This window comes from Burkholderia cepacia, assembly GCF_029962485.1.
Taxonomy (GTDB): Bacteria; Pseudomonadota; Gammaproteobacteria; order Burkholderiales; family Burkholderiaceae; genus Burkholderia.
The window spans coordinates 243,404-258,214 of record NZ_CP073638.1 but is presented as its reverse complement, the minus strand read 5'-3'; the positions used below and the strand labels follow the sequence as shown (position 1 = coordinate 258,214).

The following is a 14,811-nucleotide window of genomic DNA, read 5'->3' as shown; positions in this document are numbered from 1 at the left end:
GAACGCCGCACGCGCATCGATGCCCGCGCCGTGTGCTTCACGGCATGCCTCACTTCGGCGGCACCGCGACCGGCACGTCGGGCCGCTGCGGCGTGATCGACCGGCCCCAGTTCGAGCCGAAGCGGTTCTGCTCGGTCGACAGGTTGAACGTGCCGAGACGGTTCGACGGCTGCTTCGACAACCGCTCCGAATCGGTTTGAGATGCGCCCGCCTGCGGCTCGGCCTTCGGCTTCAGTTGCTGGCTCAGGCAGTCGTACGACAGTGCGCGCTTGCCGTCGACTTCCGCATCGACGCACACCGGCTTCGCCGCCGATCCGGGACTGGCCGGCGCCGGTGCGTGGCTGCCTTGCGCATGCGCGCCGGCCGTCAGCAGCAGGCAGGCGAGCGTCGCGAATCCGTTTCGTCGCATCTTCATCCGCGCCTCCTTCAGTGATGTCATCGCACTTGCGTGGCCGTACTCGTGCGCTCACCCACCCGCGCCCGACGCCGGCGCACGCGCGAGGAAACGTTCGAACGCCGCACGCTCGGCCGCCTCGATGGCCGGTTCATGGGCATCCACTTGCCGCGTCCACGCGTCGCGCATCCCGTCGACTGGCTGCCACGCGTGCACCTGCGCACCGGTCGGATACGGCGTGACGAGCGGCTCCCGATAGTCGACACGAAACAGCGGCGGCGTGGTGCTACCGGCCGTCCACAGATCGCCGACGTCGCGCACGCTCGCGTCGAACCAGAACCGCACCCAGCGCACGGTGGGCGCGCGCGCGTCGTCGGCCGGCGCGGCGGCGCCCGCCACTTCCGGCACGCGCAGGAAACCGGCCAGCACGAGCAGCACGGCTGCGAGATCGTCGTCGCGCAACATCCGGTACGACCAGAGATCCGCGACGTCCACGCACGCGATCACCGCGATGAAGCGCCCGATCGTCAGCGCGGGCCATGCGCGCCGCATCAGCGCGTAATGGCGCGGCCACTGCGCGACGAAGCGTTCGCGATGGCGGGCCGCGACCTGCACGTCGCGCGACCCGCGTATCGTCAGCTCCTCCGGTTGATACTGGCGCGTCGTGAGCACGCACTGCGCGGAACATCGTGCGCTCCGGTGCCGCGCATAGCCGCCCGTGCCGGGCAGCGGCTCCAGCGCGCCGAAGCACAGCGGGCAATGCGTCGGCCACTCGCCGGGCCGGCCCGGCCACGGGTTCGCCTTCGGCATGCGAGGACGGTCGGCGGCGGCCGCGCGACGCCGCCCCGGCGTACGCGCGTCGGGCGCCTCGACGCGCGGCGTCGAACGGACGGTTGCCATGGGCGCACCTACCGGGCGGATGCGAGCGCTTTCTTCAGCGCGTCTTCGTTGATCGGCGCGTTCGCCGCCAGCTTCGCGAGATACGCCTGTGCATTCTGCTGCGTACGCTGCGCGCGCAGCATCGCGCGCAGTTGCTCCTTCACGTCGGCCAGCGGGCGCGGCGCGGCCGCGCGTATCTCGATCAGCTTCACGACGTGAAAGCCTGACGGCGTCTGGATCGGCGCGGAGACCTGACCCGGCTTCAGTGCGTCGGCCGCCTGCCGGACCGCCGGCACCATCAGCTGATCGGGCACGAAGCCGAGATCGCCGCCGTTCGCGGCGCTCGCCTTGTCCTGCGAATTCGCCTTCGCCAGCGCCGCGAAATCGCCGCTGCGCGCGCGGCTCGCGAGATCGGCCGCCTGCTTGCGCGCCTTGTCGAGCGTCGCGGCGTCCGCGTTCGGCGGCACCGCGATGTAGATCTGCGCGACGTGGAGCGCGCGCGGCGCCGTGAACGCCGCGCGGTTCTTGTCATACGCGGATTGAAGCTCCGCGTCCGACGGGTAATCGGCCGCCGGCGCGCTCACCGACGCCAGATAGCTGCGCACGACGATCTCGCGCTGCGCCTGCTCGACGGCCGCCTGCACCTGCGCCTGCTTGTCCCAGCCCTTCGCTTTCGCCTCGGCCAGCACGGCCTTCTGCGCGAGCGTCGAGCGCACGGCCTGGTCCAGCGCCGCCGGATCGGCCGCGAGGCGCTCGCGCCCTTCCGGGCTCACCGTCTTCAACAGCGCCGCGAAGTCGGCCTGCGTCACCGACGCCTGCGCGGCGTTCGCGATCACGTCGTCCTGGGCGTGCGCAACGAACGGCGCGCCCAGCACGAGACAGCCTGCCACCATCGCCCGCATCTTCATCTTCGTCATCATCGTTCGACTGCCCTCTGGATTGCTCTTTTGAAATGCGGACGGCGCATCAGCACGCGCCCGTCAGTGTAACGCGCAGGACGAGCGGTTGCGCCATCCCGCGCGGCGGCGCCATGCCGACCGCCCTGCCGACGAGCGCGGCGTTCAGTGCGGCGTCGAGCGTCGCCGGCCCGGCCGCCGAGCTGTCGACGCGCGTCACCCGCCCGCGCCGGTCGAGCCACGCACGCACCGGCAGCACGGGCCCGTCGTCGCCGGCATTGGCCAGCGCGTCGGCCCAGCGCTCGACGGCGGCACGCAGGCGGCTCGCGGCGGCATCGTCGCCGTCGAGCGTCGCCTGCAACCACCGCGCGACGTGTTGCGCGTATGCGCCCCACGCGGCGGGCGCGTCATGCGCGGCCGCCGCATTGGATCGCGCACGGCCCGGCAGCCACGCGCGCAGCGCGGCGCCGATCCGGCGGACTGCGATCAGGCGGCCAACGCTCAGACGGCCGGCGATCATGACTGCGCGGCGGCCTCGATTCCGGCTGCTACGGCGGCCGCCGATTCGCCATGCCTTTCACCAGCCGCCGCACGCGCCGCCGCTTCCTGCTCGGCCATCGCGGGGCGGTTGCGCAGGTGCAGCAGGAATTCCTGGATCAGCCGGTCCCACAGCTCGATCGTCGAGCGCAGGTAGCGTTCGGACACGCCGCCCGCGACGACGACGTCCATCTCCAGCGCGAGAAACTGCCCGTGGCTCGCGAGACGCGCGAAGCGCTTGGTGCGGTTCCAGTCCGCGACGAGTTCGACCGGCAATTCGCCCTGCACCTGCAGCACGCACGACAGCGTGTAATCGATGTACGGCAGCGCGGCGAGCTGTGCGTCGGCACCCTGCGGCGCGAGCGCCGCAGCCGGATTGCCGAAGCGCACCGCAAAGCCGATGCCCTGGCTCGCACTCATCAGTTGCACCATGCCGTTCTGCTCGGCCGCCGTCACGCGGTAGCCCGCGCGGCGCAGCACGTCGGCCAGGCGGTCGGCGCTGATCGCTTCGATCGGCGCATCGTGTGCCGCGCGTTCGTCGCCGGCGTTCGGTTGCTGGTCTTGCATGTCGGTCTTCCCCGTTTTCGACGAATCGATGGATTTCAATAAAGTGTCCGGCCGTGCGCTCACGGTGCGCTCGCGGCCGATGCCGGTGCCGCGGCGGCCGCACGTGCGGCCGGGTCGTACTTGCCCGCATACAGCGCATCGCCGTAGCGTTGCGCGAGATCGTCGTACTTCACGCGCGCCGACTGCGCGAACGGCTGCCGCGACGAGAAGAGCGTGCCGATCCCGACATGCTCGTACGCGTCGAGAATCTCGTGCCCCACGCGATACAGCTCGGCATTGTGTGCCTGGCAGGTTTTCAGTTGCGTGTCACGCGCGGCGGCATCCTTCTGCAGTTGCGTGTGCTGCGCGTCGCGGGCGCGCGACACGGCGAGCAGGTCTTCGTAGGACGACTTGTATTTCGCCAATGACTTCGCGTCCTGCTCCCGGCCCGCGCGCTCCTGCGCGAGCGCACGCTTCGCGGCCGCCTCGGCGCCCGAGTCGCCGCGAGCCGCGGCAAGCTGGCCCTGCATCGCCTTCAGTTGCGCGAGCGCGTCATCGCGCTGCTTCTCGGCAGCCGCCTTGTCGCCCTGCAACTGCGCCTGGCTGTCCTGCAGCTGGCGCAACTCCTGCACGGTCGAGCGCAACTGGCTGCGCAGCTTGTCCTCGATGCTCTGCGCGTGCGCGCCGCCGGCCGCGAGCAGCAGCGCGCCGGCCACGGCGGCCGCCAGCATCGTGCGAGTGGTCGTATTCATTCGCGGCTCCGGTCAGAAGCGAGCATTGAGCTCGATCTGCAGCACGTCGATCGACACCGGCGGCCCGTACACTTCCTTCGAGCTCAGGTAGCGGGCCGACACCCACGTGTCGCGCGCGACCGCATACGCGGCGCCGATCACGTAGCCGCGCGCATTGGTGCCGCCGAGATGGAAGTCGGGATCGTTGAACGCGTCGAGCACCGCGTCCGGCTGCAGGTACTTGTAGGCGATCGAGAAATTCCACTGGCCCTTCTCGCGCGGCTCCGGCTCGCCGATCGTCGCCTTCGCGAGGAAGCCGTTCGGGCCGCTGCGGTAGTCGGCACGCGTCGCGTTCACCGACGTCGATTCGTAGTTGTTGACCGGCAGCGACGCCGCCGCGAACGCCTTGTTGTCGTTGTACGCGAGGTTGCGCACGTATTCGCCGTCGAGGCGCAGCTTGAAGCGGTCGGCCACGACCGTCTCCCACTGCGCCTTCAGGTCGAGCAGCCGGTAGTTGTACGCGAGCCCGAAGAGCTGCGGCTGCGGCGTCATCCCCGGCGCGAGGTTCGGGTTCTGCACGATGTTGCGCAACGCGATCAGCGTGTTGCCACCCTGCATGAACGTGGGCGCCTCGTTGTCGGTGCTGCAGCTCGTCGCGCCGAGATACAGCGCGCATGGCGACGACAGCGTGCCGCGCATGTTCTGGAAGTCGTAGTACGCGACCGCACCGCGCAGCCGGTTCTTCGCATCGATCTTCCAGTCCGCGCCGAACTGGGCGCCGAACATCCACTTCGTGTCGCTGCCAGCCTTTTCGGTGCTGTTCGACGGGAAGTTCTCGCTCGTGTACTGGATCGGGAACACGCCGAGCGTGCCGAACAGCGTGACGTCCGGATTCCACGGCAGCGCATGGCGCAGGTTCGCGGCCAACCCGTCCATCATCAGGTCGTCGGAGAACACGAGATCCGACTTGAAGAACGGATTGTCGAAACGGCCGGCCGTCAGATTCAGCCACGATGTCGGCCGGTACGCGAAGAACGCCTTGTTCAGCCAGATGTTCTTCTTCCCCCAGCCCCCCCCGGCCGTTCCCGTCGTGGAAACGGGGCCATTGTCGTTGCCGCTCGCGAGCTGGAGGCCGGCGATCATGTCGTCGGACAGCGTCGCCGTCACGCCGAGCCGCGCACGGTAGCGCAGCAGGTTGTTGCGGTTCTGCGTGGTGTTCTGCGTCGGCAGCTGTGTCGTGTTGGTGTTCGAATTGATGTCGAACCCGCCGCCCTGGTTGATCGCCGCGAAGTTCGTGACGTTGTTCGCGTTGCGACTGCCGTAGAAATGATATTCGTCGCGCACGCGCATGTCGCCGTCGAGCTTGATGCGCGACACCCAGTCGGGGAACGTGTTCGGCTGCGCCCAGTTCTCGGCCTTCGCCTGCGCGATCACTTCCTGCTTCACCTGGTCGCGGATCTGGTCGCGCACGAGCTGCGGCACGTACGGCACCGCAACGTCGCCCGGCTGCGTCGGTGGGTTGACCACGCCGCCCGCCACGACCGGTGCGCCCGATGCGCGCGCCGACCGCGCCTGCACGGCTTCCGTGCGCGCCTCGCTGATCAGCTCGTTCGCGTTCTGCTGCGTGAGCACGCCGCGTTTCACGAGCAGGTTGATCAGGTTGATCACCACGCTTTCCGTCGGCGCGGCCTTCCCCGATGCCGCCTGCGCCTCGAGCGATTGCCCGTGCGCGGCAGACGCGCACGTCAGCCCGAGTGTCAGCACCGCCGCGCCGACACGCGACAGGCGCGCGGGCAGCACGCCATTGCGGGGCACCCCACCCCGTCCGTTCATCTTCCGAATCATCGAAGCACTCCGAACAATTTTCGTTTCTTTTCCGGCAGCATCCGTGCAACGGCGCTGCCCCATGATTCTTTCGTGGTCTCTCTCGCGCATCGTCATGCCGGCTTGCGGCCCTGGAGCTTGACGAGCACCGGATACGACGTCGCCGGCGGCGGGACTTCATCGACCCTGCCGAGCGCTTCCACTGCCGCGACGACAGCCGTGTCGATCTTCGCGTCGCCGGTCGACTGCGCGATCGTCACCTTCGTGATCCGCCCCGACGCATCCATCCACAGGTTCAGGCTGCCAGCGAAACGCGCGCCGCCCGCCTCCTGCACGCCCTTGTCCTGCTCGATCGCGCGTTGCAGCACGTACACCATGTATTGCGCGTAGCTCGCATTGCCGAACTTGCCGCCCCCGCCGCTGCCGATCATTCCCGAGCCGTCGCCCGCGCCGATGCCGAAGCTGTCGGTGCCGGCCTGCGCATCGGCATTCATCGTCATCTGCTTCGGCTGGTTGTCCGACGGCTTCGGCGCCTCGGACGGCTTCGGCGCGATCGTCGGCCGGTCGACCGGCGTCTTGACCTCTTCCTTCACCTTCTCGGGCGGCGGCTTCTGTTTCGGCGGCGGCGGGGGCGGCGGCAACGGGATCACCGTCGTCACCTGCGGCGCGCTCACGCGCTTCACGCCCGCGGTATCGCCCGCGAAATGCCAGATCAGCGCGGCCAGCCCCGCGAGCACGAGCGCGATCGCCACCGGCTTCACGAAGCGGCCGGGGCCTTTCTGCGGCGGGCCGCCGTTATAGGTCATTTCCATCGCGTCAGCCGCCCTGCTTCGCCTTGCCGGTCACGAGCCCGACCTGCGACAGGTCGAGGCGGCGCAGCAGGTCGAGCACGTCCATGACTTTCTGGTACTGCACGGCCGCATCGCCCTTCAGCACGATCGGGAATTCCGGATTGGTCGCCTTCTCGGTGCGCAGCCGGCTTTCGAGTTCGTCCATCGTCACCGGGTACGCGTCAAGGAACACCTGCCCCGAATCGGCGACCGTGATCGCCTTCGTCTTCGGCTTCGCGAGACTCGCGGACGAGCTTGCCTTCGGCAGGTCGACCTTGATGCCCTGCACCGACGCGGTCGTCATGATGATGAAGATGATCAGCAGCACGTACGCGAGGTCGAGCATCGGCGTGATGTTGATGTCGTCGTACGGCTTGTCGTCGTCCTGAACCTGCATGGTGGTCTCCTGCGTGCGTTCGATGCGGTCAGTCGGCCAGCACCGCGTGATCGGGCGCGCGATGCGCTTCGGCGAGACGCGTGACGAATTCGTCGACGAACACCTGCATGTTCGCGGTCACGTTCTTGTTGCGGATCAGCAGGTAGTTGTAGCCAAACAGCGCGGGAATCGCGACGAACAGGCCCGTCACCGTCGCGAGCAGCGCGGCCGCGATCCCCGGCGCGATCGCGTTGACGTTCACGTCGCCGGCCGCCGCGATCGCCGCGAACGTGATCATCACGCCGACCACCGTGCCGAGCAGGCCGAGGAACGGGCCGCCCGAGATCGCGATCGTCAGCAGCACCATCGATTTCGACAGCCGCTGGTTCTCGCGCACGAGCGTCGCGTCCATCGACGCACGGATCGCCTCGATCGATTCGGACGTGATCACCGTGCGGCCGTTGCCGTCCACGCGGCTGTGGATTTCATGCACGCCGGCCTTGTACAGCCGGTACAGCGACGACTGGTACAGCCGGCGGCCGTCGGCGCTCGCTTCGTCGACATGCGCGAGACCGACCAGGTGGCGCCCGGCCACTTCGCGAAAGCGCTGCACGAAATACTGGTTGGCCTTGTCGACGGTGCCGACGTAGCGCGCCTTGGTCCACATCACGATCCACGACACGAGCGCCATGCCGAGCAGGATCGCGATCACGACCCACGCGTCGACGGTCACCGACTGCACGATCACGCCGAAGTAGCCGAAGCCGAAGCCCGACTGCTTCTCGTCGGCGCCGTACGCGACGAGCTTCGATTCCGAACCCTGCGCAAGCGCATCGACGGCGATCGCGGCCGGCGAGCGTGCGATCTTCGACAGGCGCAGTTCATCGAGCGCGCCCGCATACGCGGCAAACCCGGCCGGCGCGCCGCTGGCGTCCGCGCCAATCGTCGCCGCGCCGTTCAGCGCGGGCAGCGTCGCCGCGACCTGCGCGGCCTGCTTGCCGTTCACGTAGACGGTCAGGTTCTTGCCATCGGCGGTGACGGCGAGGTAGGTCCACTGGTTCGCGGCGACCGGCGGGGCGGCCGGCGTGCGCACCGGCGCCGGATTGCCGGCTGCGCCCTGGACTTCCGCGAACGGCACGCCGTTGTCGAGGCCGATCAGCAGTGCATTCGCGCCATCGCGGCGGCTGTACAGCAGCGTGTTCGCCGCCAGCGCCGACGGCTTCACCCATGCGCTGAACGTGAAGCTGCCGCCGGCCGGCACATTCAACGATGCGCTTGCCGGCAACGTCAGCGAGCCCGTGCCGTCGAACCGCGCGCCCTTGCCGACGATGCCGTCCTCGACCGTGCGGAACGACGCGTTCTGCGCGTTGTTGCCGTACGCGGTCGCATCCTTCGGCGGTGCGCCGGCCGCGCCGTTGAAGTGGTAGACGAGCGTGTAGTCGGCATCGAACGTTTCGGCCGGCCGGCCGCCGTCCGGCGCCTTCTTGTTGCCGTAGTACATCCAGATCGACTCCGCGGCGCCGGCCGGCATCTTCGGCACGTCGACCCAGATCAGGGCGACGCCGAGCACGGGATCGTATTGCTCGACGTGGAAATTCAGCGGCGTCTTGTCGTCGGCGGCGACGAATCGGATGTCCGCGCCGTTGTCGGCCAGCCCGTCGAACTGGAAGTTGCCCGAATGCAGGCGGATCAGCAGCGGCACGCGGCCGGCCGACTCCGCGAGGTTCGCGCCTTTCGGGCTCGCGTCGATCGTGATCGCCTTCCGGTACGACCAGTCGTTCTGCCACCATGCGTTCGCGATGCCGGGCAGCACGCCAAGCATCACCGCCAACAGGAAAAACAAGACTCGCTTCACGATCCACTCCCCGAATGTGCGGGCGCCGCGCTCGTCGCATCGCCCCGCCACGATCAAAAAAAATCCGTCAGAACCCCAGCCTCACGTAGAAATCGAACCGTGGGCTGTATTGCCGCGTATAGACCCCCGCCTTCAACGGCCAGCCGGCCTCGAAATCCGCGCTCGCGTATTTCATGATCTGCAACCGCGTGCCGACGCCGACGCTCATCAGGTTGAAGCGCGACGTCTGCTCCGGCAGCGGGCTCAACAGCCACAGGTGCGCCGCGTCGAAAAATGCGTGGAAGCGCCATTCGTTCAGGCGGCTGCCGACCGCACCGCCCAGCCACTTCGCGAGCGACGGGCTGCGCAGCTCGAGCGATGCGATCACGCCGCTGTCGGCCGTGTTCTCGGCCTGCATGTAGCCGCGCACGCTGTTCATCCCGCCCGCGGCGAACTGCTCGCTCGACACGAGCGGCGAGTTCGAGATCTGCGCGTTCACGTGCGCATTGGCCTGCATGTCGTTCGCGAAGCGCTGCGTGTGGTTCACGTCGAACTTGCCGTACACGAAATCGGGCGTCGCGTTGTAGCGCTTGTTGTCCCATGCGCCCCAGTCGCTGCCGAGGCCGCGGATGTTCGTCGTCAACGACGCGGAGAACGAGGTCTGCGAATTCTTCAGGCTCAACTGGCCGTTGTACGACAGCGTGACCGGCACGTAGGTGAGCGGCGCCGTCGAGCCGCCCTGGCCCGGCAGCGACACGTCTTCGTCGTAATGCTTGCGGTCGATCTCGATGCTGACCGAATGCGCGTAGGTCTCCGATGCCGGCAGCGAATAGATCGCGGTGAAGCCGTACGTGGTGCCCTTGCCGAGCACGTTGGTGTTGCCGACCGACGCGACGTTGCTGTCCGAATGCACGACCGTCGCGAGGAAGCTCCAGCGCGAATCCTTGATCGGCGCGAGATACGAGAACGCGTAGACGCGCGCATCGTTCGGATGCTGCGGCGCGATCACGTAGGTGCCGGAAATCACGTGGCCGAGTTGCCAGAGATTCGAATAGCTGAGGCTCGCGGTCGTGCGCAGCGTCGACGTGCCGGGGCTGTTGTCGTTGTTCAGTTCGAGCGAGCCGTGCAGCGGGCTGTGATCGTCGACCTTCAGGTCGACGTCGACCGTCTGCGGCAGCGCGCCCGGTTTCAGCACCGGAATCACCTGCCGGTCGGCCGAGCGGTTCAGGTCGGTGAGCTGCTGTTGCGCCTGGTTGAAATCGGGCACCTGGCCTTCGGCGAGCGCCGGCACCGCATCGCGGATGTTCTGCGGCGAGTTGTATTTCGCGCCGTCCACGCGCAGGCGCCCGACCTTCGCCTCGGTCACCATCAGCAGGATCACGCCGTTCTTCACCTGCTGCTGCGGCAGCTCGACAACGACCGACTGATAGCCGCGATCCTGGTACGCTTTCTGCAACGCATCGCGCGCCGCGTTCACGTCGGCGAGCGTGCGGCCGGGCCCTTCGAACGGATACACGGCCTTCTCGATCTCGAGTGCCGGCAACGTCGTGTTGCCGCGCACCACGAAGGCATTCACGTCGAACGACTGCGGTGCGGCCGGTGCCGCCTTCGCGGCCGGCGCGGCCTCCTGCGCATGAATGCCCGGCGCGACGCTCAACCCTCCGGCCAGCACGGCGCCAGCCAGGCATCGGCAATTCAGCCGCCATCGTTCGCGTGACTTGCGGTCTACTCTCGGCGGCATGCGCCATTCCCCTTTGTTGTTCCGGATCGAAGCGTTGCGCACTGCATCAGCCGCCCGCTCCGCTATCAGTTGCCTGTTTCACTTTTATGACGATTGATTCGTCATCCTTATCATGAACTGCACAATGCTTTTTATGCCGTCGATCCAGACTCAGCCGCGGCGCGTCATTGCCGCCTGCACATCGGCTTGAAAACCGAACTGCATCGTTGCGAATTGCAACAGCGTATCGACGCACGCCCCGAGTGATTCGCGGCCGGTATCGATCGTGAGATCGGCTTCCACCGGCGGTTCGTACGGCGCCGAAACGCCCGTGAATTCCGGCAGCGCACCGCGCCGCGCCTTCGCATACAGCCCTTTCGGATCGCGCGCCTCGCAGCAGGCCAGCGGCGTGCTCACATACACTTCGCGGAATGCCGGCCCCACGATCGCTCTCGCCGCATCGCGCATCGCCGCGAGCGGCGAAATGACCGCGACGATCGCCAGCGCACCGGATTCGCTCGTCAGCGCCGCGACTTCGGCGATGCGTCGCACGTTCTCGAAGCGATCCTGCACCGTAAAACCGAGATCCCGATTCAGCCCCGTCCGCAACCGGTCGCCGTCGAGCACCACCGGATGCACGCGCCGGTCGCGCAGTCGCTCCGCCACCGCGTCGGCCAGCGTCGTCTTGCCCGCGCCCGACAACCCCGTGAGCCACAACACCCCGCCGGCCCGCTGCGGCGACGCACTTCGCGCTGCGCGAGCCACGTCTACCGATAAGGACGAAACGACGTTCGGAAACCCGCAACGATCGATCTTCATCGCGCGCGCTCCCCCGCCTTGGCCGGTTCGTCGTCCTCACGCGGACGCGTCTGCCAGAAGCCGCCCTGCATCGTCACGATCGAAGGCGTCTCTGCCCATTGATGCGGGCTCAGGATTTCGGCACGCCGCACGTTCGGGATCACCTGCACGTCGAAGATCTCGTCGACGCCGTTGAAGAACTGCAGGATGCCGAGCACGTCGCCGGTGTTCGCGTCGAGCGCGGCCACCCCCGCAACCAGCACATCCGATTCGCTTTCGATCGGCAACCCCTGCGGACCGCGTTTGTCGCGCAGCTTCGACAGCCCGACGAACAGCACGCCACCGTACTCGGCGAGGCCGTGGGTAAAGCCCGGCAGCTTCGCGAGCACGCGCCGCGCGCCAGATTGCGGATCGATCTGCAGCACGTGGCCGCGGCCGCCTTCGAGCACATGCAAGCGCCCGCCGATCACGCGCGGCGAATGCGGCATCGACAGCCCCGACACGACGATCCGGCCGGACGGCACCTCCATCACGATGCCGTTGCTGGCCATCCCGCTCCGCCAGCCGAACGGCTCGTTGCTCATGCCGAGCGCTGTCGCGAACCGCACCTTGCCGTCGGCGAACGCCATGCCGTTCAGGTGGCAGCGATCATCCGGCGCGGTCTCCGTCACGAACGGCGGCTGCCAGATCGGCGTGAAATTGAAATAGCCGTCGATGACGCTGATGCACGAATAGCGCGTGTTGACCGCGAGCAGCACGTGCTTGTCGAACGCCATGTCGTGCAGGTCGAGATCGCCGGTGTAGTAGGACATGCGCGGCACGAACATCGCGTCGTAGTGATCCGGCCGGGCCGGATAGTGCGGCGCGAGCGTCGACACGTTGGCGAACACCATCAGCTCGTGCATCGTCGCGACCGCGAGCCGGTTGCCCGACACAGCCATCCCCATCGAGCGCGGCAACAGGCACGCGGACAGCGTGGGCACGCCGTCGTCCACGCCGATCACGGCCACGCCGGACGGGCGGCGGCTCACGGCCAGCGAGCACTTGAGCGCCTCGAGCACCTGCAGGAAGCGCCCGGTGTCGCGCAGGTTGATGACCGGCGAAAGCGCTTCCGCCTGCCGCGCCGATGCGTCGTCCGTCGGCACACCGCTGTCACCCGCCGGCCGGGTTTCCTCGAACTGTTCCACTGTCATGCACCTGTCGGCTTCTCGCCGCCTGATGAGAAAAAATGCGCGCGTTTGCGTACTCCCGCCCGCCGGCCCGACGCACGCGCGTCGGTCGCGAACGGGGCCGCGCACGGCGCACCAAGTCGCAGCTCCCACCTACCTAGACGGAACGAAGCGCGGATTGCCGCAATGTTTTTTGCGTGACGTCGATCGATCCGCCGGCACGGGCAAACGGTCGACGCGAACGGCCGGCAATGCACGCGCAACCGCCCCTCGCGCAAGACTCGCGAGACGCGGCGCATGACCTTGCGTGGCCCCCGTTTCGTGTACGTGTCGTTGCCTGGCCGACGTACGGCACTTCAGCGGCCCGCCGTTGCGCACGGACCACCGGCAAACGTGTCGCCGTCCGGCGGACCGTGCGCGAAAACGCGACCGGCCAGCGTGCGGCCCGACAATCCTCGGGTTTCAACCGGGAAGTTTTTGTGACATTCCGCTGAAGATATTCACGAAACGCTCGCGAAACTCAGCGCGCGCTCGTCGGGACCGTTTACGCCGCACCGCGGCATCGCGGCGCGCGGCACGGCCCACCGCCAGCACGTACGAAATCCTGCGGCTTGCGGTCGCCCGCTTCGTCTTAGCTATTGAGAACAGAACACGTCAACGACAGGACACTTCATGTCATTCGCCACGATGCTCGTACGATGGCTCGCCGGACGGTTGTCCGGCGCCGCCGGAATGCCGGGCCTGTTGCGGCCACGCGCCGCTCATGCCGCGTCGAATCCGCCGCTGCGCTGGCGCACGCCGTGGCTCGCGTGGCAGTTGCTGTCGTGGTCCGTGCTCACGCTGCTCGCGCCGCCGATCTGGATGATCGGTACGCTGCTGCTGATCAATCCGTCGAGCGACCAGCCGCTGTTCTGGGCGCTCGCGATGACGATCGTGCCCGTCGCAAACGGGGTCGCGATCGTCGCGACGAACCAGCGGCATCACCGCGCGCCGTTCACACGGCGCCCCGCGGTTGCAGCGCACATGTTCGCGATCGCGATGATCGTCGGCTGCACGCTGTTCGTGCTGCTGCTGTGGCGCTCGCATGCGATCGCCGGCCTCGTCGGCCCGCTTGCGGCCGACGGCATGCGTCCCGCGACGCTCGCGTGCTGGGTTGCGGGGCTCGCCGCACTGTTCGGCGTCACGTCATCTGCGCATGCGAGCATCGCGCATGCGTGGCTGGCGTTCGACGTGTGAGCGCGCCACGTCGACACTGCGGGGGCATGCGGATGCATCGATACAGGACAGGAAGGACGGCGCGCGCACGACGCGAGCGCGGCATCGCGATCGTCACGGTGCTGCTCGTCGTCGCGCTGGCGGCCACGCTCGCGGCCAGCGTGCTGTGGCGCCAGCAGGTCGCGACGCGCGACGTCGAGAACCAGCGGCTCGCGACGCAGACGATGTGGATCGAGCGCGCCGCGGTCGAGTGGGCACGCGCGACGCTGCGCGCGCAAAGCGCGACGTCGAACGTCACATTCGCCGGCCAGCCGTGGTCGGCTCCGGTCGCCGACGTGCAACTCGCGGATCTGCTGCCGTCCGACGCGCTGTCAGTCAACGCCGAGCTGTCGCGCGCGTGGATCTCGGGCAGCGTCGAGGACGCGCAGGCGCGCTTCAACCTGATGAACCTCGTGTCGCGCGTCGCGCCCGGCAAACCGTGGCAGTCCAGCGGCGAAGGCGTGCTGGCGTACCGGCGCCTGCTCGTCCAGCTGTCGCTCGATCCCGCGCTCGCGCAACCGACGGCCGACTACATGCTGCGCTCGCTGCGCGACGCGAATGGCCCGGGCGGCTGGCCGCTGCAGCTCGTGTCGGTCGACGATCTCGCGCGCATTCCCGGCTACGACGCGCATGCGATCGAAACGCTCGCGCCGTTCGTGACGATCCTGCCCGACCTGACCGTCGTCAACGCGAACACCGCGGCCGAGCCCGTGCTCGTCGCGGCGATTCCGACGCTGTCGGCGAGCCAGGCCAAGCGGCTCGTCGACCGGCGCGCGACCGCCTACTTCGTCAGCACCGGCGACATCGCCGAATACCTGTTGCCCGCGCAGGGCGGCAGCCCGACGCTGCCGGACGGCTCGGCCGTCGGCGTGAACAGCGGTTATTTCATCGTGCACTGCCGCGTGCATTCGGCGCGGATCAACACGCGCATCGACACGCTGATCGCCCGCTACGGCAGCGGCAATTTCGCGTGGACGTCGGTCATCTGGGTGCGGCGGCTGACGAGTTGAAGGCGGGTGCGCA

Annotated in this window: 15 protein-coding genes; 2 read left to right on the top strand and 13 right to left on the bottom strand. The window is 68.1% G+C overall.

Features of this window, described 5'->3' with window-relative positions:
- Positions 1–49: 49 nt before the first annotated feature.
- From KEC55_RS17670 to KEC55_RS17610, 13 genes are all read right to left on the bottom strand, one after another.
- Positions 50–415 (bottom strand): hypothetical protein, encoded by a 366-nt coding sequence (locus KEC55_RS17670; protein WP_282509071.1) that lies wholly within the window; start codon positions 413–415, stop codon positions 50–52.
- Between the two features lie 51 nt (positions 416–466).
- The gene (locus KEC55_RS17665) at positions 467–1,294 is read right to left on the bottom strand and encodes a hypothetical protein (RefSeq protein WP_282509069.1); all 828 of its coding nucleotides are present in this window, start codon (positions 1,292–1,294) and stop codon (positions 467–469) included.
- A gap of 8 nt (positions 1,295–1,302) precedes the next feature.
- On the bottom strand, positions 1,303–2,193 hold the full coding sequence (locus KEC55_RS17660; RefSeq protein ID WP_282509067.1) for a peptidylprolyl isomerase: 891 nt from the start codon (positions 2,191–2,193) through the stop codon (positions 1,303–1,305).
- Between the two features lie 46 nt (positions 2,194–2,239).
- Entirely contained in the window at positions 2,240–2,689 is a 450-nt protein-coding gene (locus tag KEC55_RS17655) for a hypothetical protein (protein ID WP_282509065.1), read from the bottom strand.
- Positions 2,686–3,273, bottom strand: a complete 588-nt coding sequence (locus KEC55_RS17650; RefSeq protein ID WP_282509063.1) for a YbjN domain-containing protein — start codon at positions 3,271–3,273, stop codon at positions 2,686–2,688. The genes KEC55_RS17655 and KEC55_RS17650 overlap by 4 nt, the downstream gene beginning before the upstream one ends.
- Before the next feature lie 59 nt (positions 3,274–3,332).
- Complete coding sequence (locus KEC55_RS17645; protein ID WP_282509061.1) at positions 3,333–4,004, bottom strand: hypothetical protein; 672 nt, start codon at positions 4,002–4,004, stop codon at positions 3,333–3,335.
- A gap of 12 nt (positions 4,005–4,016) precedes the next feature.
- On the bottom strand, positions 4,017–5,828 hold the full coding sequence (locus KEC55_RS17640) for a putative porin (protein ID WP_282509059.1): 1,812 nt from the start codon (positions 5,826–5,828) through the stop codon (positions 4,017–4,019).
- Between the two features lie 92 nt (positions 5,829–5,920).
- Entirely contained in the window at positions 5,921–6,619 is a 699-nt protein-coding gene (locus KEC55_RS17635; protein WP_282509057.1) for an energy transducer TonB family protein, read from the bottom strand.
- Between the two features lie 4 nt (positions 6,620–6,623).
- The gene (locus tag KEC55_RS17630) at positions 6,624–7,034 is read right to left on the bottom strand and encodes an ExbD/TolR family protein (RefSeq protein WP_027780971.1); all 411 of its coding nucleotides are present in this window, start codon (positions 7,032–7,034) and stop codon (positions 6,624–6,626) included.
- Positions 7,035–7,062: 28 nt separating this feature from the next.
- Entirely contained in the window at positions 7,063–8,868 is a 1,806-nt protein-coding gene (locus KEC55_RS17625) for a DUF2341 domain-containing protein (RefSeq protein WP_282509054.1), read from the bottom strand.
- A gap of 67 nt (positions 8,869–8,935) precedes the next feature.
- Positions 8,936–10,588: a ShlB/FhaC/HecB family hemolysin secretion/activation protein gene (locus tag KEC55_RS17620; protein ID WP_282509053.1), complete on the bottom strand. Its 1,653-nt coding sequence runs from the start codon at positions 10,586–10,588 to the stop codon at positions 8,936–8,938.
- Between the two features lie 150 nt (positions 10,589–10,738).
- A complete protein-coding gene (gene cysC / locus KEC55_RS17615) occupies positions 10,739–11,386 on the bottom strand; it encodes an adenylyl-sulfate kinase (protein WP_282509052.1) in 648 nt (215 codons plus the stop codon).
- Positions 11,383–12,558, bottom strand: coding sequence for a TIGR03032 family protein (locus KEC55_RS17610; protein WP_282509051.1), 1,176 nt, complete (start codon positions 12,556–12,558; stop codon positions 11,383–11,385). The genes cysC and KEC55_RS17610 overlap by 4 nt, the downstream gene beginning before the upstream one ends.
- A 648-nt stretch (positions 12,559–13,206) precedes the next feature.
- Between KEC55_RS17610 and KEC55_RS17605 the strand changes: the two genes are divergently transcribed.
- Together KEC55_RS17605 and gspK are read left to right on the top strand one after the other, a co-directional pair.
- A complete protein-coding gene (locus KEC55_RS17605) occupies positions 13,207–13,770 on the top strand; it encodes a hypothetical protein (RefSeq protein WP_282509050.1) in 564 nt (187 codons plus the stop codon).
- A gap of 32 nt (positions 13,771–13,802) precedes the next feature.
- On the top strand, positions 13,803–14,798 hold the full coding sequence (gspK, locus tag KEC55_RS17600; protein ID WP_282511498.1) for a type II secretion system minor pseudopilin GspK: 996 nt from the start codon (positions 13,803–13,805) through the stop codon (positions 14,796–14,798).
- The last annotated feature ends 13 nt before the right edge of the window (positions 14,799–14,811 follow it).

Coding starts and splice junctions, on each gene's coding strand:
- KEC55_RS17670 (WP_282509071.1), bottom strand. CDS start 415: ATGAAGATGCGACGAAACGGATTCGCGACGCTCGCCTGCCTGCTGCTG.
- KEC55_RS17665 (WP_282509069.1), bottom strand. CDS start 1,294: ATGGCAACCGTCCGTTCGACGCCGCGCGTCGAGGCGCCCGACGCGCGT.
- KEC55_RS17660 (WP_282509067.1), bottom strand. CDS start 2,193: ATGATGACGAAGATGAAGATGCGGGCGATGGTGGCAGGCTGTCTCGTG.
- KEC55_RS17655 (WP_282509065.1), bottom strand. CDS start 2,689: ATGATCGCCGGCCGTCTGAGCGTTGGCCGCCTGATCGCAGTCCGCCGG.
- KEC55_RS17650 (WP_282509063.1), bottom strand. CDS start 3,273: ATGCAAGACCAGCAACCGAACGCCGGCGACGAACGCGCGGCACACGAT.
- KEC55_RS17645 (WP_282509061.1), bottom strand. CDS start 4,004: ATGAATACGACCACTCGCACGATGCTGGCGGCCGCCGTGGCCGGCGCG.
- KEC55_RS17640 (WP_282509059.1), bottom strand. CDS start 5,828: ATGATTCGGAAGATGAACGGACGGGGTGGGGTGCCCCGCAATGGCGTG.
- KEC55_RS17635 (WP_282509057.1), bottom strand. CDS start 6,619: ATGGAAATGACCTATAACGGCGGCCCGCCGCAGAAAGGCCCCGGCCGC.
- KEC55_RS17630 (WP_027780971.1), bottom strand. CDS start 7,034: ATGCAGGTTCAGGACGACGACAAGCCGTACGACGACATCAACATCACG.
- KEC55_RS17620 (WP_282509053.1), bottom strand. CDS start 10,588: ATGCCGCCGAGAGTAGACCGCAAGTCACGCGAACGATGGCGGCTGAAT.
- cysC (WP_282509052.1), bottom strand. CDS start 11,386: ATGAAGATCGATCGTTGCGGGTTTCCGAACGTCGTTTCGTCCTTATCG.
- KEC55_RS17610 (WP_282509051.1), bottom strand. CDS start 12,558: ATGACAGTGGAACAGTTCGAGGAAACCCGGCCGGCGGGTGACAGCGGT.
- KEC55_RS17605 (WP_282509050.1), top strand. CDS start 13,207: ATGTCATTCGCCACGATGCTCGTACGATGGCTCGCCGGACGGTTGTCC.
- gspK (WP_282511498.1), top strand. CDS start 13,803: ATGCATCGATACAGGACAGGAAGGACGGCGCGCGCACGACGCGAGCGC.